Origin of the sequence: Zhongshania sp. (genome assembly GCF_041623545.1) — a bacterium.
Classification (GTDB): domain Bacteria; phylum Pseudomonadota; class Gammaproteobacteria; order Pseudomonadales; family Spongiibacteraceae; genus Spongiibacter.
The window spans coordinates 1-17,412 of sequence record NZ_JBFJWS010000043.1 but is presented as its reverse complement, the minus strand read 5'-3'; the positions used below and the strand labels follow the sequence as shown (position 1 = coordinate 17,412).

At 53.5% G+C, this 17,412-nt stretch carries 17 protein-coding genes; 14 read left to right on the top strand and 3 right to left on the bottom strand.

Going from position 1 to position 17,412, the window contains the following annotated elements; all coding sequences use genetic code 11:
- The 11 genes from ABYT30_RS07075 to ABYT30_RS07025 all read left to right on the top strand — a co-directional run.
- Positions 1–1,315 (top strand): ABC transporter ATP-binding protein/permease (locus tag ABYT30_RS07075; RefSeq protein WP_373095764.1); only part of this gene is annotated, 1,315 nt, incomplete at its 5' end.
- A 58-nt stretch (positions 1,316–1,373) separates the two neighbouring features.
- Positions 1,374–2,825, top strand: coding sequence for a wax ester/triacylglycerol synthase family O-acyltransferase (locus tag ABYT30_RS07070; RefSeq protein ID WP_373080109.1), 1,452 nt, complete (start codon positions 1,374–1,376; stop codon positions 2,823–2,825).
- A gap of 24 nt (positions 2,826–2,849) precedes the next feature.
- Positions 2,850–4,319, top strand: coding sequence for an AAA family ATPase (locus ABYT30_RS07065; RefSeq protein WP_373080106.1), 1,470 nt, complete (start codon positions 2,850–2,852; stop codon positions 4,317–4,319).
- A gap of 91 nt (positions 4,320–4,410) precedes the next feature.
- Positions 4,411–5,271, top strand: a complete 861-nt coding sequence (locus ABYT30_RS07060; RefSeq protein WP_373080103.1) for a putative RNA methyltransferase — start codon at positions 4,411–4,413, stop codon at positions 5,269–5,271.
- Between the two features lie 170 nt (positions 5,272–5,441).
- Positions 5,442–6,869 carry a wax ester/triacylglycerol synthase family O-acyltransferase gene (locus tag ABYT30_RS07055; protein WP_373095762.1) on the top strand — a complete coding sequence of 476 codons (1,428 nt, stop codon included), beginning with the start codon at positions 5,442–5,444 and terminating at the stop codon, positions 6,867–6,869.
- Positions 6,870–6,961: 92 nt separating this feature from the next.
- Positions 6,962–7,918 carry an AAA family ATPase gene (locus ABYT30_RS07050; protein WP_373080097.1) on the top strand — a complete coding sequence of 319 codons (957 nt, stop codon included), beginning with the start codon at positions 6,962–6,964 and terminating at the stop codon, positions 7,916–7,918.
- Positions 7,915–8,871, top strand: coding sequence for a DUF58 domain-containing protein (locus ABYT30_RS07045; RefSeq protein WP_373080094.1), 957 nt, complete (start codon positions 7,915–7,917; stop codon positions 8,869–8,871). Before ABYT30_RS07050 ends, ABYT30_RS07045 begins: the two co-directional genes overlap by 4 nt.
- Before the next feature lie 22 nt (positions 8,872–8,893).
- Entirely contained in the window at positions 8,894–9,406 is a 513-nt protein-coding gene (locus ABYT30_RS07040; protein ID WP_373095760.1) for a DUF4381 domain-containing protein, read from the top strand.
- Positions 9,399–10,448 carry a VWA domain-containing protein gene (locus ABYT30_RS07035; protein WP_373095758.1) on the top strand — a complete coding sequence of 350 codons (1,050 nt, stop codon included), beginning with the start codon at positions 9,399–9,401 and terminating at the stop codon, positions 10,446–10,448. The genes ABYT30_RS07040 and ABYT30_RS07035 overlap by 8 nt, the downstream gene beginning before the upstream one ends.
- Positions 10,445–12,358, top strand: a complete 1,914-nt coding sequence (locus ABYT30_RS07030) for a VWA domain-containing protein (protein WP_373095757.1) — start codon at positions 10,445–10,447, stop codon at positions 12,356–12,358. Before ABYT30_RS07035 ends, ABYT30_RS07030 begins: the two co-directional genes overlap by 4 nt.
- 43 nt (positions 12,359–12,401) lie before the next feature.
- A complete protein-coding gene (locus tag ABYT30_RS07025; RefSeq protein WP_373095755.1) occupies positions 12,402–14,105 on the top strand; it encodes a BatD family protein in 1,704 nt (567 codons plus the stop codon).
- Positions 14,106–14,114: 9 nt separating this feature from the next.
- Here ABYT30_RS07025 and ABYT30_RS07020 read toward each other — a convergent pair whose 3' ends face one another.
- Both ABYT30_RS07020 and ABYT30_RS07015 read right to left on the bottom strand, forming a co-directional pair.
- Positions 14,115–14,996 carry a DMT family transporter gene (locus tag ABYT30_RS07020; protein ID WP_373080080.1) on the bottom strand — a complete coding sequence of 294 codons (882 nt, stop codon included), beginning with the start codon at positions 14,994–14,996 and terminating at the stop codon, positions 14,115–14,117.
- Between the two features lie 152 nt (positions 14,997–15,148).
- The gene (locus tag ABYT30_RS07015; protein ID WP_373095754.1) at positions 15,149–15,493 is read right to left on the bottom strand and encodes a hypothetical protein; all 345 of its coding nucleotides are present in this window, start codon (positions 15,491–15,493) and stop codon (positions 15,149–15,151) included.
- 201 nt (positions 15,494–15,694) lie between these two features.
- Between ABYT30_RS07015 and ABYT30_RS07010 the strand changes: the two genes are divergently transcribed.
- The 3 genes from ABYT30_RS07010 (at position 15,695) to ABYT30_RS07000 (ending at position 17,276) form a co-directional block, all read left to right on the top strand.
- Positions 15,695–16,324: a DoxX family protein gene (locus tag ABYT30_RS07010; protein WP_373095752.1), complete on the top strand. Its 630-nt coding sequence runs from the start codon at positions 15,695–15,697 to the stop codon at positions 16,322–16,324.
- Between the two features lie 92 nt (positions 16,325–16,416).
- Positions 16,417–17,031, top strand: coding sequence for an RNA polymerase sigma factor (locus ABYT30_RS07005; protein ID WP_373095750.1), 615 nt, complete (start codon positions 16,417–16,419; stop codon positions 17,029–17,031).
- Positions 17,025–17,276 (top strand): hypothetical protein, encoded by a 252-nt coding sequence (locus ABYT30_RS07000; RefSeq protein ID WP_373095748.1) that lies wholly within the window; start codon positions 17,025–17,027, stop codon positions 17,274–17,276. The genes ABYT30_RS07005 and ABYT30_RS07000 overlap by 7 nt, the downstream gene beginning before the upstream one ends.
- Here the strand turns inward: ABYT30_RS07000 and ABYT30_RS06995 are convergent.
- Positions 17,277–17,412, bottom strand: a 136-nt coding sequence (locus ABYT30_RS06995; RefSeq protein WP_373095766.1) for an ATP-binding protein, incomplete at its 5' end; no start/stop codon positions are given.

Here is a 17,412-nt window from a genome sequence, read left to right as displayed (position 1 = left end):
CGTCGTCGTTTTGTTGGGCTGGCGCTACAGTATCTGGTTTGCCTTAATTGTCGTCATTGCGGTGGCTTGCTATGTGGCATTTTCAATTTATGCCACCGAGCGCCGCACCGCCTATATCCGCCGCGCCAATGAGGCGGAGTCTCGCAGCAGTAGCAGAGCAGTCGACAGCTTACTCAATTTTGAAACGGTAAAATATTTCGGTAACGAGCACTATGAGGCCCAGCGCTACGACGAGGAGCTCGCTGGCTGGGAAGTCGCCCGCCGTCAAAATCGCCTCAGCCTGTTTGCCCTTAACGGCGGCCAGGCCTTTATTATTGCCGCAGCCATGACCGCTGCCATGATCCTTGCTGCCAGCCAGGTCTTGGCAGAAAAAATGACCTTAGGGGATTTTGTGCTGATAAACGCCTTTATGATGCAAATTTTTATGCCCCTTAATTTCCTCGGCTTTGTCTATCGCGAAATGAAGGGCTCCATGGCCAATATCGAAGCCATGTTCGCGTTACTTCGCCAACGCCCAACGATTAATGACACGACAGAAGCGCCAAGTTTACAATTACAGGATGGCTGCATCGAAGTTGAAAACCTTAACTTTCAATATCACAGTGATCGCCCCATCCTTAATAACATCAGTTTTAAAGTGGCGGCCAAGCAAAAAGTCGCCATTGTCGGCAGCAGCGGCGCGGGTAAATCGACCTTGCTTAAATTATTATTTCGCTTCTATGACGCCAGCAGTGGCCGCATTCTCATCGATGGCCAAGATATTAAGTCAGTCAGCCAAGCCTCGCTGCGCGGCGCGCTGGGCATCGTGCCCCAAGACACCGTGCTGTTTAATATGTCGATACTCGAGAACATCCGCTACGGCCGCATCGACGCCAGCGACGAGGATATTTATGAAGCTATCCGTATGGCCCATCTCAGCGAGTTTATCGCCAGACTTCCCAAGGGCGTCGATACCTTAGTCGGAGAGCGCGGTTTAAAACTGTCTGGCGGTGAAAAGCAGCGGGTTGCCATTGCCCGGGCGCTACTGAAAAAGTCGCCGATTATGATCTTTGATGAGGCCACCTCGTCCTTAGACAGCGCCTCGGAACGACTCATTTTAGAAGCGATAAAAGACATTGCCCGGGAGCACACCATGCTGGTGATCGCCCACCGCCTATCAACCGTAGTCGATGCTGATCACATTTTAGTACTGGATCAAGGTGAAATCGTTGAGCAGGGCAATCACGAGTCCTTATTAGCTCAACAAGGGCAATACGCCCACCTCTGGCTAATGCAGCAGCGCGAACGCAGCTCCGCCCCAATACCAACCCAATGATTGCCTGAATCCCCAGACTCTTATAGGCTGGCAGTCACCTACACAAAAAGGGAATAATATGCAGCAGCTCTCCGGTCAGGACGCAATGTTCATCCACACCGAAACCACCGGCATACCCCAACACATCGGGGCGCTGAGTATTTACGACCAATCAACCGCCGAAGGCGGCTTGGTCCGCTTTAAACAAATATTGCAGTTAATTGAGAGCCGCGCCCATCTTTCCCCTATTTTCAAGCGCCGGCTGCGCCGCGTACCTCTTGGCCTTGACCAGCCTTATTGGGAAGACGTCGAAAATCTCGACGTAGAAAGCCACATCCACCACATTGCCCTGCCCCAGCCCGGCGACTGGCGCCAACTCTGCATTCTCGCCTCCCGCCTACATGCGCGGCCCATGGATTTAAGTAAGCCGCTGTGGGAAATGATTGTAATTGAGGGTCTAGACAGTGTGCGCGGCCTCCCCAAGGGCTGCTTCGCAGTGATGATCAAAATTCACCATGCCGCGATGGACGGCGCCAGTGGTGCGCAATTTATTCCGCTGCTTCACGACCTCAGCCCAGACATTATCGAACCTAGTGCAGCGCCCCAAAGAGTTGTCCAACAATACAATAACTGGCATATGCTGAGTCGTGCCGTTGGCAATAACCTCAAAAAACCCAAGCAAGCTATCAATCTCGTCGGCAGTTTAATCCCGGCCTGGCGGCGAATCCGCCGGGGCAAAAAAGAGCAGGATTTTGCCAGCCTCGACGACAAACAAAAAACCTTATTCCAAGGTAAACTATCCCCGCACCGCGTGTGCGACGCCGTGCCTTTTGCCTTTGAAGAGATCCGCGCAATTAAAAACGCAGTACCCGGGGCGACAGTCAACGACGCTATGCTCTGCGTGGTGTCCGGCGCGCTGCGTAAATACCTGAGCGCCAAGCAAGCCCTCCCCGAAAAGACCTTGGTCAGCGGCTGCCCCATTGATGTTCGCAGCGATGCCGAGCGCAGCGGTGGCGGCAATATGGTGGGCTTTATGACCGTATCACTGCGCACTGATATCGCCGAACCCAAGGCGCGACTGGCAGCGATTCACGACGCGTCCATGAGCAGCAAAGCTTACGCCGAAGCCCTCGGCCCTCGGGTCGCGGTAAACGTGACTGATGTCGTCCCCGGTGGCATGTTATCGCTGGCACTGCGTGCCGCTTCGTCCACCGGCTTAACCGAATCAGCTGTCATCTTTAATACCGTGGTCACCAATGTGCCCGGCCCCACAAAACAGTTGTATTTTTGTGGCGCCAAGATGGTCGACGGCATGAACTTTGGCCCTCTCTTGCCCAATGTCGGCTTGTTTCATATTGTTTACAGCTCGGTGGTTAACAAGGTCGGCACCATCTCTATCTCCTTTACAGCCTGCCGTAAAATGCTGCCAGACCCCGAGTTTTATTCCGAGTGTTTGCAAGCTTCCTTTGATGAGTTAAAGGCCGCCACCCTCAACAGTAAAGCAGCGCCAAGCAAAAGTACGGCACACTAAACGTACACGGAGTAGCACCAGGGCATGAATGACAGTCACGATCTGCGCCTGATTATCGAATCGCGGACTCCCGTGATTATCATTGAAACCTGGGAGGAGCGCCGCGCCTTGACGCTCCTCACCAAACTCGGTATTCAACAGGGCCTACCGGTTTTTGCTTGGTCGGTAAGCGACGGCCTGCGCCGCGCTGATTTCGACCAAGCCGCCAACCAGCCCCTTACCGCCGAACCAGAGGCGGTGCTAAAACATATTCGCAGCAGCGGCAGTGCGGGAATATACGCACTCTGTGATTTTCATCCCTACCTCAATGACGAACCCCGCAATATCCGTCTGATCAAAGAAATTGCCATGCAGGCGGAAGACAGCGGTAAAATTCTTATTTTTATTAGTCACGCCTTTAGCATTCCCAGCGAGTTCAAACGCCACAGCGCCCGCTTCAGCTTATCAATGCCTGAAGATCACAAGCTCCGCGCCGCCATTTACAAAGAGGCACAACGCTTCAGCGACACAACAGGCCGTAAAGTTAAAACGGACCGAGACGCCCTCGACAAACTCATCAGCAATTTGCGCGGACTGTCCCTCGATGACGCCCGCAAGCTCGCCAGAGGCGCCATTTTCCAAGATGGTGCAATCACCCACTCCGACCTCAGTGACGTAAATAAAGCCAAGTTTGAATTACTGGATATGGACGGCGTCCTGAGCTTTGAATACGACACGGAGAACTTTGCGAATGTCGGCGGCCTGAACAAATTCAAAGATTGGCTAAGTAAGCGCGAACTCGCCTTTCAACAGGGCGGCGCAGACTCTCCCAAAGGCATTATGCTAGTGGGCGTGCAGGGCGGCGGCAAGAGTTTAGCCGCCAAAGCCGTTGCCGGCCTATGGGGCATGCCTTTGCTGCGCATGGACATGGGCGCGCTCTACAATAAATTTTTTGGCGAATCTGAGCGCAACGTGCGCGAGGCCTTAAAGCTTGCCGAAACCATGGCGCCTTGCGTGCTGTGGATAGACGAAATCGAAAAAGGCATCGGCAGTGACGACCACGACGGCGGCACATCAAAGCGAATACTAGCAACCTTGCTCACCTGGATGGCCGAACACCAAAAAGCCGTTTTCATTGTTGCCACCGCCAATAAAATTCAGCGCCTGCCCCCGGAACTGATTCGCAAGGGCCGCCTCGACGAAGTATTCTTTGTCGACTTACCTTCCGAGGCAGTCCGCCAGCAAATTTTTGCCATCCACCTTGAGAAACGCGGCTACCCACTGAGCAATTTTCGCTGTGCCGAGCTGAGCGCGGCCAGTGGCGGTTTCACTGGCGCCGAAATTGAGCAGGCCATTGTCGCGGCACGCTACTCGGCGAATGCGCGCAATGAAGATTTATGCACGGCCCATATTATTGCCGAAATCGACGCCACGGTGCCGCTATCCGTGACCATGAGCGAACAACTCGACGCCTTGCGTGCCTGGTGCCAGACCCGAGCCGTTGCAGCAGACTAAAAAATATCGCCTCGGCTTTGCAGTCAAAGTGGCATAATAGCGGGCAATCCACCGCAGCAATTTTTATCGCCCTATCAAAAATGGACCAGCCATGCCGCTCCTTGCCTTAGAAACCATGCTCTGCCCGCTGGACCAATACCCATTACATCGCGACGCTAAAACTTGGCGTTGCAGCAACAATCACTGTTTTGATATCGCCAAGCAAGGCTATGTCAATCTACTCCCAGTGCAAAACAAAAAATCTCTGGACCCCGGCGACAGCCAAGTGATGATTCAGGCTCGCCGTCAGTTTTTAGATAGCGGCGCCTACGCGCCACTCGGCCACGCATTGGCAGAAAAAGTTGGCGAGCTGAGTACCAAAAACAGCGCGCTGAGCATTCTCGATGCAGGCTGTGGCGAAGGCTACTACCTCAATACCGTGTGCAACAGCTTACTCGCTGCCAGACCAGAACTTGCGCTTACCGCTACCGGTTTAGACATTTCCAAATGGGCCGTGCGCGCCACCCGCAGCCGCAATGTCGGCCTCAATGGTTTGGTGGCCAGCAATAGACAAATCCCCTTGCCCGACAATAGCCAGGACATTTTGCTGTGCACCTTTGGCTTTCCAGTCTTTAGCGAGTTCCAGCGGGTTGTCAAAGCTGGAGGCCACATCATTATGGTCGACCCCGGACCAGAGCATTTAATCGAACTACGCCAACAAATTTACGAGGACGTTAAACGCTCCCCACCTTCCAGTCTTAGCGCTGGCATTAGCAATGAGTGGCAGCTTAGTAGTGAACGCTCACTGCAATTTACCACCCCCGTATTGAGCGCCGAATTATTTGAACAGCTACTGATTATGACACCCCACCTCTACCGCGCCAGCAAAGCTGGACGGGAGCGAGCCGCCAAGCTAGAACAACTCGCGCTCAGCGCGGATGTCTCTATTAGAGTGATCAGCCACCGAGCTTAAGTCCTCTCGTCATTGAACGTGGCCTGTTTATTGCTGTCACTTAAGCACTAGTTAGTGACGGCACTTGCCGCGCCAGCACCGCAATAACGCCGTCACTTTCTGTCTGTAAGCTTGTTATACGCGCTTGTGCAAAAACAAGACGTGTTCACACAATAATGGATGGATTCGCAATGCAGCAGCTCAATGGCCTCGATGCCCTCTTCGCCCACAATGAGCGCCAACATGCGCCCATGCATATCGCCGCACTTATGGTATATACCCCGCAAACTACCAAGCACAAAAAATTCCGCTTGCAGGAGATTCGCAGCAGTATCCAGCAGCGCTTGTCAGTATCCCCGGTCTTTCGGCGACGCCTATTAACCGTGCCCTATAACCTCGATCAACCGTACTGGCTGGAAGACAAAGACTTTCAACTCGACAATCACATTCACAGTCACGATCTACCACGTAAGACCAGCGAGTCCGAGTTTCACAGTTTTATCGCCCAGCTCCACGCCGAGCCAATAGCCATGCAGCGCCCCCTGTGGGAGGCCCACGTCATTCACGGGCTCGACAAACTCCCCCACTATGCCAAGGGCAGTTTTGGAATTTATATGAAGGTGCACCATGCCGCGCTGGACGGCGTCTCCGGCACCGATATCCTCGCCGCATTACATGGCGTCGAGCCCCAAGCGTTTAAACCCGTGGCCGTCACTGATCCTTGGCAGGGCGAGGCACCGCCCTCGAAATGGGCGGTCACCCGCAACGCCTATTTCAACAATCTGCGCAAACCTCAGCAGCTTTTTACTCAGGCCCGGCAATTGATACCCAAGCTACGTCGAGAATTACAAGAAGTGCCAACAGATCACGCCCCGCCTCTCAGCTGGCAAAAGTCGCCCTTTAATGCCCGTATCGACGGCCAGCGGCAGGTGATGGTGGCCCGCTTTGACTTCACACGACTGCGCGCTATTCGCCGATTATTCCCTCGCACAACGGTCAACCACGTCATTCTTTGTGTTGTCGGCGGTGCCCTGCGTAGCTATTTAATTAAACTCGATCAACTACCAACAAACTCACTGGCATCCCTTGTCCCAGTGAATGTACGTAGCAAGGACCACGATAGCTGCGGTAACGCCATTAGTATGTTGATTGGCAATCTGCGCACCGATATCGAAGATCCGCTGCAACGCTTAGTGGCGGTGCGCGACGCCGCTAACGCCGCTAAAAAACTCAGTGACAATATTGGGCGCAGTACCTTAAGCAATATTTTCCGAGTGTTACCAAGCAGTCTAGAAGCGGCTGCGCTGCGCACTTTGTCGGCGCTCGCTTACTGGCCCGGCGGCCTCGCGATGCCCGCCTGCACCTTTGTCAGTAATGTGCCGGGACCACCGGTACCATTGTATTTTAACGACGCCAAATTGGTGGACATGCTCGGCCTCGGCTTGATCATGGATCACGTAGGCTTATTCCATGTTGCCATGAGCTACAATGGCGTACTGAGCTTGTCGGTATTGAGCAGCCCCAAAACCTTGCGTGAGCCCGAGCTCTATCGCCACTGCTTGCTAGAGTCCTTTGCAGCGCTGGATCAAGCCGCTCAATGCCAAGTCGCACAGGCTTAATCGCAATTTAGCCTTGAAATAAATGATCAAACCCCCATTTCTAGTGTCACATATCGGCAACACAAAACTCGCTCGCTAAGGGACCGCCCTCAATGACGGAAAAAAACGCTATTGGTCAGTTACGTAATTGGCTAACATCGCAAATTATTGGCCAGCAAAGCTTGGTCGACCGCCTGCTAATCGCGCTCTTGGCCGACGGCCATTTACTGGTTGAAGGCGCGCCGGGGCTGGCCAAAACCAAGGCTATAAAAACCCTCTCAGACGGTATCGCCGCAAGCTTTCAGCGCATTCAGTTCACCCCAGACCTATTGCCAGGAGATGTCACCGGCAGTGACATTTACCGGCCCGAGACTGGCGCCTTTGAATTTCAACCCGGGCCAATTTTCCATAACTTAGTCCTCGCCGACGAAATCAACCGGGCCCCCGCCAAGGTGCAATCTGCACTATTAGAGGCCATGGCCGAGCGCCAAGTCAGTGTCGGCAGTAACACCTTACAACTGCCGCCCTTGTTTCTGGTTATGGCCACCCAGAACCCTTTAGAGCAAGAAGGCACCTACCCTCTTCCTGAAGCCCAGCTCGACCGCTTTCTAATGCATGTCAACGTCGCCTACCCCGACGCGGCTGCCGAGCTAGAGATACTGCGCCGGGTGCGCGCCGAAGCGAAAGGTGAGGTTCATCAACCCGAGCCATTAAGCCAAGATATTTTGCTGGCGGCACGGGAGCAAATACTCAATTTGCACATGGCCGAAGCCGTTGAGGAATACATGGTTCAGCTGGTCATTGCCAGCCGCGAACCAGCTCGCCTCGACGTGGAGTTAGCCGGCTGGCTAGAAGTGGGTGCCAGCCCTCGCGCGACGATCGCCCTCGATCGCTGCGCCCGCGCTCACGCTTGGCTCAACGACCGCGACTACGTCAGCCCCGACGATGTGCAAGCGGTTGCCCACGACGTTCTACGTCACCGCCTGATTCTCAGCTTCGAAGCCGAGGCCGACGGCATTCGCAAAGACCATATTATCGACCGCCTTCTACAGGTGGTGCCGGTGGCATGAGCAGCTTGCCACGGGGCAATTTTAGCGCGCCAGTGCAGGGCGCTATTGTGGATCAGCAAACCCTGATCCACACCCGTTTTGCCGGTGCCCAATTGCGCGCCACGCCTCGGCGGCGTCACTTTGCCAAACAGAGCGGCAGTCACGCCTCGCCAGTCAAGGGCCGCGGTTTGGCCTTCCACCATGTGCGTGAATATCAAGGCGGCGACGAAATTCGTCATATCGACTGGCGAGTCACGGCACGTACATCTAAAGCACACACTAAAATTTTTGAAGAGGAGAAAGAGCGCCCAGTAGTGCTCTGTCTCGATCAGCGCAATGCCATGTTTTTTGGTAGTCGCCACTGTTTTAAATCGGTACTGGCCTGCCACGTTGCGGCCACCCTCGCCTGGGCAGGCCTAGACAATAATGACCGTGTTGGTGGCTTGGTATTTACCGACAGCGAACACCGCGAAGTTCGGCCCCGACGCAGCCACCGCGCGGTGCTGAATTTCATACACACGGCCGCCGACTACAACCGGCAGCTAGCCGAAAAACCAGCATACTCAGGCGACAGCATTACCCCGCCGGAAAGCCTCGCCAAGGCCTTTGAAGAGTTGCGGCGCATCACTCGGCCAGGTTCCACGGTATATGTACTCAGCGATTTCAATGGCTTTGATCAAGACGCCGAGCGCCAACTGCATTTAATCGCAAGACACAACGATGTCATCGCTATTTCGATTGGCGACCCGCTGGAAGAGAACCTACCGCTATCTGGCATGTACCCAGTGAGCAATGGCCGAGAGCGACTACAGCTAATGCTTAGTGCCGGTATCCGCCAACAATTTCACGACCGTCATGAGCAGCGGCAGCTCGCCTTAAAAGCGAGTTTTCGCCGCGCCGGCATTCATCACATTGCACTCACCACCGATGCGCCATTTTTTGATCTTTTGCAACGGGGCATGATGGGCAAATGAAGCCTGTCATGACAATGCCACTATGAATACTCCCAGCCCAAGTCAATCAGCCATCGGCGCCAATCCACTAGACCAGCTCGCGGATATTCATTTGCCACCACCGGTAGCCAATTTTCCTTGGGCACCGGGCTGGTGGGCATTATTGGTTTTGACAGTTAGCCTTGCCGCGCTATCGTTCTGGTTGTGGTGGCGCTACCGCAAGCGCACCGCCTACCGCCGCGCCGCAAAAATGGAATTGACGACGCTACAGGGCATTACCGATGACGCCGAGTTTGCCCGTGAGCTCAATCAATTACTGCGCCGGGTAGCCATTCACGCTCGATCAAGCAATACCTCATCCGTAGCCGGTCTCAGCGGCGCGCAGTGGCAAGCATTTCTATTAAATAGCTGTGGCGATAAACCCGCTTTTAATCAACCCCAGCTCGACGCACTGACCGCCGCGGCCTATCAAGCACAGGCACCAGCGCTAGATCGCCAACAGTTATTGGTGCAGGCGCGACTGTGGATCAAACGGCACCGGAGTCATTATGTTTGAATTTCAGTGGCCATTCCTTTTTCTGCTACTCCCTCTGCCCGTACTTGTACGCTGGCTGTCAAAAGCTCGGAGTAACAGCAGCGTCGCCGCGCTTAGAGTTCCGTTCTTTGCCCAGTTGCGCAGCTTAAGTGGTGAACAAAACACCCCAGTTGTAAGCGGTAATAAATTCAATTTACTTTTAATGAGCTTGCTGTGGTTGGCCCTGCTTGCGGCCGGCGCTAGACCGATCTGGATTGGCGACGCCGTTGCCATGCCCACCAATGGCCGAGACTTAATGCTGGCCGTCGATATATCCGGTTCGATGTCCCAAGAAGACATGATTATCCAAGGCGAAGCTCTACCCCGCCTTGCTGTCGTCAAAGCGGTAGTAAATCAATTTGTTGAGCAACGCCGTGGCGACAAGCTCGGCCTAATACTATTTGGCTCACAGCCCTATATTCAGTCACCGCTGACCTTTGATCTCGACACGGTTAATACCTTGATGAACGAGGCCCAAGTCGGCTTTGCCGGTAAACAAACGGCTATCGGAGACGCCATTGGTTTTGCAATTAAACGGCTGCGGGATCGCCCCGAAAACAGCCGCGTAGTGGTTTTACTCACCGACGGCGCTGACACCGCCAGCAACTTAAAACCCCTTGAAGCCAGTAAATTAGCCGCCGCGGAAAATATTAAAATCTACACCATAGGCGTTGGCGCCACCGAGATGCGCGTCCCCGGCATATTCGGCAGCAACTTTGGCGCCCGCACCGTAAACCCCTCCGCAGACCTAGACGAGGGTACTTTGCAAAGTATTGCCGACAGTACCGGCGGCGCGTATTACCGCGCTCGCAACCCAGCCGAACTTCAGGCGGCCTACGCGGCCATCGCGGCATTGGAACCCGTGGAGCAAGAGCAGGAAATGCTCAGGCCTGAACGCTCACTGCTACATTGGCCACTCCTCGCCGCCGCTGCACTTTGGCTGATACTTGGGCTCAGCCGCGCACTGCCAAGCTTGGTCATGCGCGGCAACACGCCAAGCAACAAAAATGAGGCCACGCAATGAATCTGCCAAGCCTACACTGGATTCGCCCAGACTTGCTGTGGACAATCATTCCACTGCTCATCGCCGCACTATTACTTGCCAAGCAAAGTCGCCAACAGGGCGCTTGGCACAAACATATCGATCCTAGTCTGCTGCCCTACTTACTTGACGGCCAACGCACCGACAAGCCCGCGCGCTCGATCGCACTCTCACTCTTCGCCGCGCTACTCGCATGGCTGGCCTTGCTTGGTCCGGCTTGGCAGCAAGCGCCCACCCCGCTCTACAAAAACAGTGACGGCCTCGTAGTGGTATTGGATTTATCACCCTCGATGTTGGCCGAGGATATTCAGCCGTCACGTATTCGCCAAGCCCGCTTTAAACTCCGGGATTTATTACAACTGCGCCAAGACGGCCAAACTGGCTTGGTGGTATTTGCTGCCGACGCCTTTGTGGTTGCACCACTGACCGACGACATCAATACCTTACTCACACTGATTCCTGGCTTGCATCCAGGAATGATGCCCCAGACCGGTAGCAACCCCTTAGCAGGTTTAATACTGGCTAAAGACCTATTAGACCAAAGCGGCGGCGACGGCAGAATATTGCTGATATCCGACGGCGTTAACGCTTCGCAATTAAAAGGTTTAACAAACTTTCTCAAGGATAGCCCCTACACCCTATCAGTACTCGCGGTAGGCAGCCGCGACGGTGCGCCGATCCCCCTGCCCGACGGCGGCTTTGCCAAAGACAATAGCGGCAATATTATTGTGCCCGCCCTTAGCAGCAGTGAATTAAAGGCACTAGCCAGCACAGGCGGCGGCGTGTATCGCGAGCTGAGCTTAGACGACAGCGATATTCGCGCCCTGAATCCCGACGCTGCGACCTTGGCTGAAAATGCCCAAGATAAATCCAGTGCCTTTTCTGACCGCCACTTTGATCAATGGGTAGATGCTGGCGCGTGGCTGGTATTATTGCTGCTCCCGATTGCGCTACTCGGTTTTCGGCGCAACTGGCTGCCAAGCCTACTACTGCCCCTACTCGTAGTCGGTCAGCCCCAGCAGGCCCACGCCATAGACTTCGACTCGCTGTGGCAAACCCCAGATCAACGCGGTGCCGCCTTATTTGAGAGCGACCCCGCCGCTGCAGCGGAACACTTTAATGACCCCGCGTGGAAGGCTAGCGCCCAGTATCGCGCCGGCGATTATACCGCTGCTGCCGAAAGCTACGCGAAGCTTCCAGGCAGTGATGCAGCGTATAACCGTGGCAATGCTTTAGCTAAGGCCGGAAAATTAGACGAGGCCATTGCCGCATATGAGCAAGCCCTGACTCAAGATCCCGAGCTAAGTGATGCCCAGCGCAATAAGAAAATTGTTGAGCAACTAAAAAAGCAGCAAGAACAGCAGGAGCAAAATCAATCTGGCGAAGGAGATCAAAACAAGGATCAGCAATCCCAGTCATCGGACCAGCAAAATCAAGAAAGCCAAGACGGGCAACAGCAAGACCCGTCTAACCAAGAACAGCAAAGCCAAGGCAGTGAAGGGGAAAAAGCCCAAGACAAGGAAAAGCCAGGCAATCAAGATCAGGAAAACACTTCGTCACAGGATAAAGCTGAAAATAATGCTGAACAAAAGGAAACGCAGGAGGCTGAACAACGTGACGCTAAATTAGCGGAGGATTACGCCAAGCAAGCGGCCGAACAAAAGCCAGCACCAACAACCGACGGCGAAGCCAATCACGAGGAAAGCACTACACCAGCCAACGTTGCGGAGAGCCAGCAGCCTCTCAGTGAGGAAGACCAATCCCGGGAACTACTGTTGCGGCAAATTCCAGACAATCCCGGCAATCTGTTACGCAATAAATTTCAATATCAACAGCAGCAACGCCAGCAGCGTGGCAAGCAGATCGAGAGGGAGGATTATGCGCCTTATTAATTGCGGCATATTTGCCCGAACCCAGCGCCCAATAGGCAAGAATATGAACTTTCGCACACTTGGTTTTCCGCCACTAAAGACTGCCACCTTCAGTCTTTTAATATTGTATTTACTCGGCTGGACAGCCGCTGCTACAGCCGAAACCAATGTGCGTGCAAGTGTCGATCGCAGCCACATTTCGAGTGAAGAGACATTTATTCTGTCACTGGTCGCGGACACGATCTTATTTACTGGCGAGCCCGATGTCAGCGCCCTCGAAAAGGATTTCCACGTTATCAGCCGCCAACAAAGTAGCCGCACCAATATCATAAATGGCAAGGTGAACAGCAGCCGCCAGTGGGACTACACCCTCGCGCCAAAGCGCGAAGGTAATTTAACCATTCCAGCCATTCCCATGGGCAAATATCAGACCCGCGCGTTAACGATTACAGTCGACAAAGCTAGCAATCAATCCCGCGGTAGCAATGGCGATAGCGTCTACTTAGAGTCCGACGTCACCCCACGCACAGCCTATGTTCAAGCCGAACTGCAGTACACGGTAAAAATATTTACCTCAATCAATTTTCTCGACGCCTCGTTGGAGGCCCCCGAGGTCGACGACGCCGTGGTAGAAGCCACTGGCGAGCAGCGCTATCAAACCTTGGTCGACGGCCGCTATTACCAAGTCATTGAACGTCGCTATTCCATTTACCCGCAAACGAGTGGAGAACTGACGATTCCAGCGCTGACCCTGCAGGCACGGGTTGAAGGCTATCGCCCATCGATGCTCGACCCCGGTCGTTTGGTAGTTAAACGTAGTCAAGAACATCGCCTACGTATTCAGCCGCCGCCGGCCGAGTTTAAGGGCGCGGTATGGCTGCCAGCCAAAGAACTTGTCTTAACAGAAAGTTGGAGCAATGATCTCGATGACATTCAAATTGGCGACTCCATTACCCGCACAGTCAATGTACAGGCTGTTGGCTTACTAGGCTCGCAGTTACCTGCACTGCCGAGCTACAAACTCGACAATGCCAAAATCTATCCCGATCAAGCCAAGATTGAAAAAGCCGATGAGCAATCGAAGTGGAGCGGCATCCGCAGTGAGTCAATGGCCATTATTCCAACCAAAGCCGGCGAGTTTATTTTGCCCGAAGTGCGCATACCATGGTGGAACACCGTCACCAACAAAGCCGAGGTCGCTATACTGCCGGAGCGTCGATTCACGGTCTCAGCACCGCCGCTAATTGGCGCATCCACGCCACTGACCGAGACGACCCAAAACGCTACACTTCCGCTAGCAGCGGAGTCCTCAACACAATCAGCCATGGCAGACTATGCCCCCACCAGCCCGCTGCTATGGATAATTATAAGCGCGCTCAGCCTAAGTAATATTGGCTTTGCGGCAGCCTGGTACCGCGCTCGTAAAACCGAGACCCCAAGTAAAGCGACCACACCACACAGCGGCAGCGAAGCAACCGCCTTTAGCAAACTCAAAAAATGCATACAGACTGGCGGCGATGCGTCGAGTCTACGCGCTGCACTCATACACTGGGGGCAGTGTTATTATCAACGGCCATTAAGTCTAAGTCAGCTGGCTATGTGTGCCGATGAACTCCGAGTCTATTGCCACGCGCTCGATGCCCAACTGTTCGGCGGGCACAGTGACGTCATTGACACCAAAGCGCTGCTTGACGCCGTAAAAAAATGTAGAGCAAATGCCAACGTAAAAATAACAAGCCCTGCACTCTCGCCACTTTACCCCTCGTAAACGAAAACCTTAAGTGCGACCTTCGGGCTCGGGCGGGCTGCGCAATACCAGAACCCCGCCAATAACCACAAAGACAATGCCAAGCAGCGTGAGCTGGTCTGGAATATGATCCCAGACCAGCCAATCTATAAGGCCACTGAAGACAACCGCAAAATAATTAATCGGTGCCGACACCGCGGCTGAAATATAGCGGTAGACCGACGTGTAGAGAACAAAACCAAGGTAAATTACCACGCCCATATACACTAAGCCCGGCCACGCTGTGATTGGAATTGGCTGGTAATGCCAGCAGAAAAACGGCAGGGTGACGATGACTGAAATTAAAAAATAATAGAACAAAATACGATTTTGCGGCTCGCTCTGCATTAATTCTCGAGTACTCACCATCGAAACAGCAAAGCCCAGAGCCGATAACAGTGCCATCACATGCCAAACACTAAAACCACTAAAGCCAGGTTTTAAGACCAAAACCACCCCGAGAAAACCGATAATCAATGGGGGCCATGCATGACGACTAACACCTTGTTTGAACCACATATAGATGACGAGCGGCACCATTAAGGGGGCTGAAACCCGCAAGAGTGTTGCCTCCACCAAGGATATGCGACTAAGCGCGAGGTAAAAAAGATAGAAGCACGCACAACCGCTTAGCCCCCGAATAATATGTAAACCCGGACGGCGTGTCCTCAAACTGCCTCGACCTGCACGCATTATTGAAGGCAGCGCAAACAAAAAGCTAATACCGTATTGCACCATCACAATGCTGGAAACATGAACTTCTTGCGAGACATGCTTGCCCACTGCCGCCACCGTGCTCGACAATAGCACCGTCAGCAAGGACAGCGCCAAGCCCGTAAGCAGTTGTTTTTTAGATACAGAAATATTGAACAAAGCCAGGTCTCAATAGTGCCTCGCCGCAGTCGCGAGGTGAGCTGGCACACTATAAAGAGGCTGCGACCAATAGGCCAGCGCGATTGCCCATACTAAAAATAGCCTGCTCCCCAGCCCGTCAGGCGACTAGGGAGTAGGCGATGACAACATAATTACTTTTTAGCGCCGCACTTAGCTTCGCCACACTTGCCTTCTTTCGCCGCCTTGTCAGCGCCGCATTTGGCTTCTTTCGCGGCTTTATCGCCACCGCACTTACCTTCGCCACACTTACCTTCTTTGGCCGCTTTGTCAGCACCGCACTGGGCTTCTTTCACGGCTTTATCGCCACCGCACTTACCCTCTCCACACTTGCCTTCAGCGACTTTGGCGTCATTATTCAACTGGTAGCCGCTGCTCATTACCTTGGCGGCAAAGGGATTGGTATCGGCTACTGCAACAGAAGCCATTGATGAAGCAAGCATTGCAGCACTGAACGCAGTCATTGCAGTTTTTTTCATGTTCTTGTCACCTTGTATAAATGAAGTTTTCAATTGGTCGTCAGATGACGACACTCACCATTAGAGGAGTCTCGTCGCTAAGCGTTACAAAGCGAGCACAAATAAATCAGTATTCTTTTTTGTAACAAGTTTGGGTGTTCTGCGTCTCATCGCCAGCGAATAGGCAAGCACTGCATTGCCTCCCTTTACGGAGTAATTTTCATGCTGGATTTTTTCCGCCACATACACCACTGGCAAAATAAGCTCGGCCAATGCATAACAGGTATCGACGGCCTGCCAGCGCTGGGCCTGCGACTTTATTTAGTGCCCGTTTTCTGGATGGCCGGTAGCACAAAGATGGCGAACTTCGCGGCGACCGCCGAATGGTTCGGCAATAACGATTGGGGACTGGGCCTACCTTTCCCCGCCGCACTGGCCTTCTTGGCGACCGCGACAGAAGTGCTCGGCGCCGCCCTGTTACTGCTTGGCCTCGCTACTCGTTGGATTGCCATTCCCCTGTCCATCACCATGGTTGTTGCTGCTATTAGCGTGCATTGGCAATTTGGCTGGCAGGCCATAGCAGATAACAGCGCGCCCTTCGCCAATGCGAGAGTTGCAGAGTCGGCTGACAAGCTCGCTGCCGCTCGATCCCTCCTTGAGACCCATGGCAATTACGATTGGCTTACCTCAAGCGGCAATATTGTCGTGCTCAACAATGGCATTGAGTTCGCCGCGACGTATTTATTGATGCTTTTGGCATTAATTGCCTTGGGTGGGGGTCGCTATGTCAGCGCAGATTACTGGCTAGGCTGTATATTTGCGCGCCGGTTTTGCCCACAAGCGAAAAGCTAAGCAGGGCTCTATAGAGAAAATGTGATGGCTTACTTGCGCGAACACAGCGAGATCAGTGACACTAGTGGCATAATCCGGGTTTGGAAGTCTCCGTGTCACAGTTCATCAATGATCCTAAATTTATTGCGCGCCTGCAGTCTGGAGACAATAGCGCCTTTAAATTACTGATCAGCGCTTATCACGGCAAATTGCTCATCATCGCTCGGGCGATCGCCGGCGACGTATTTGCAGAGGACGTTACGCAAGAGGCATGGGCATCAATTTATAAGGCCATTGCCAAATTTGAGGGGCGCTCTAGCTTGTCGACATGGATGATTCAAATCGTGAGCAACGAAGCAAAGTCACGACTGCGCCGCGAGAAGCGCCATAGTAGTTACGGGGATATTGACGAGGTTGTGCAAAGTGTCGATCCCGACAACTTTAACAGCAGCGGGCACTGGAGCAACCCGCCATCGCACTGGGACATCAATACCCCAGAACTGATGTTACAGGAAGACCAGCTGCGCCAGTGCATCGAACACACATTAACGGTGTTACCGGAGAATCAAAAAGCGGTATTTTTATTGCGGGATGTCGAGCAAATTGCATTGAGCGAAATTGCTGAGACTTTAATCATTAGCGAGGCAAATGTGCGAGTGCTATTGCACCGCGCTAGGCTGCGACTGATGGCCACAATCAACCACTATCAGGAGACCGGCGAATGCTGAACTGCAAGCAGTTTACCGATCTTGCCAGCGATCATCTCGATGCTCAGCACCACAGCTGGAAACGCATCGATATTCGCCTGCACCTGATGATTTGTCGCCATTGCCGCCGCTTCAATCGTCATCTTGAGCGCAGCCGCCGCACTGCGGCCGTACTTGCACATACACTATGGCAGACCGACCAGAGGTCTAGTGAACACATTTTCTCGAAAATTCACCTACCGGCAAAAACACCAGACGACCAATAATTAATATTCGGCGGCCGGCAAGTAGACGCGAATCTCACAGCCATTGCCCTGTTCGCTGTGGATTTCTATTCGACCCTCACATTCATCCATTATCCGCCGACAAATAGCCAAACCGATTCCCGTGCCCTCGTAGTCG

Excerpts from the sequence above, each read along its gene's own strand:
- ABYT30_RS07010 (WP_373095752.1), top strand. The coding sequence starts at position 15,695 with ATGCTGGATTTTTTCCGCCACATACACCACTGGCAAAATAAGCTCGGC.
- ABYT30_RS07045 (WP_373080094.1), top strand. The coding sequence starts at position 7,915 with ATGAGCAGCTTGCCACGGGGCAATTTTAGCGCGCCAGTGCAGGGCGCT.
- ABYT30_RS07055 (WP_373095762.1), top strand. The coding sequence starts at position 5,442 with ATGCAGCAGCTCAATGGCCTCGATGCCCTCTTCGCCCACAATGAGCGC.
- ABYT30_RS07050 (WP_373080097.1), top strand. The coding sequence starts at position 6,962 with ATGACGGAAAAAAACGCTATTGGTCAGTTACGTAATTGGCTAACATCG.
- ABYT30_RS07025 (WP_373095755.1), top strand. The coding sequence starts at position 12,402 with ATGAACTTTCGCACACTTGGTTTTCCGCCACTAAAGACTGCCACCTTC.
- ABYT30_RS07030 (WP_373095757.1), top strand. The coding sequence starts at position 10,445 with ATGAATCTGCCAAGCCTACACTGGATTCGCCCAGACTTGCTGTGGACA.
- ABYT30_RS07060 (WP_373080103.1), top strand. The coding sequence starts at position 4,411 with ATGCCGCTCCTTGCCTTAGAAACCATGCTCTGCCCGCTGGACCAATAC.
- ABYT30_RS07040 (WP_373095760.1), top strand. The coding sequence starts at position 8,894 with ATGAATACTCCCAGCCCAAGTCAATCAGCCATCGGCGCCAATCCACTA.
- ABYT30_RS07070 (WP_373080109.1), top strand. The coding sequence starts at position 1,374 with ATGCAGCAGCTCTCCGGTCAGGACGCAATGTTCATCCACACCGAAACC.
- ABYT30_RS07065 (WP_373080106.1), top strand. The coding sequence starts at position 2,850 with ATGAATGACAGTCACGATCTGCGCCTGATTATCGAATCGCGGACTCCC.
- ABYT30_RS07035 (WP_373095758.1), top strand. The coding sequence starts at position 9,399 with ATGTTTGAATTTCAGTGGCCATTCCTTTTTCTGCTACTCCCTCTGCCC.
- ABYT30_RS07000 (WP_373095748.1), top strand. The coding sequence starts at position 17,025 with ATGCTGAACTGCAAGCAGTTTACCGATCTTGCCAGCGATCATCTCGAT.
- ABYT30_RS07015 (WP_373095754.1), bottom strand. The coding sequence starts at position 15,493 with ATGAAAAAAACTGCAATGACTGCGTTCAGTGCTGCAATGCTTGCTTCA.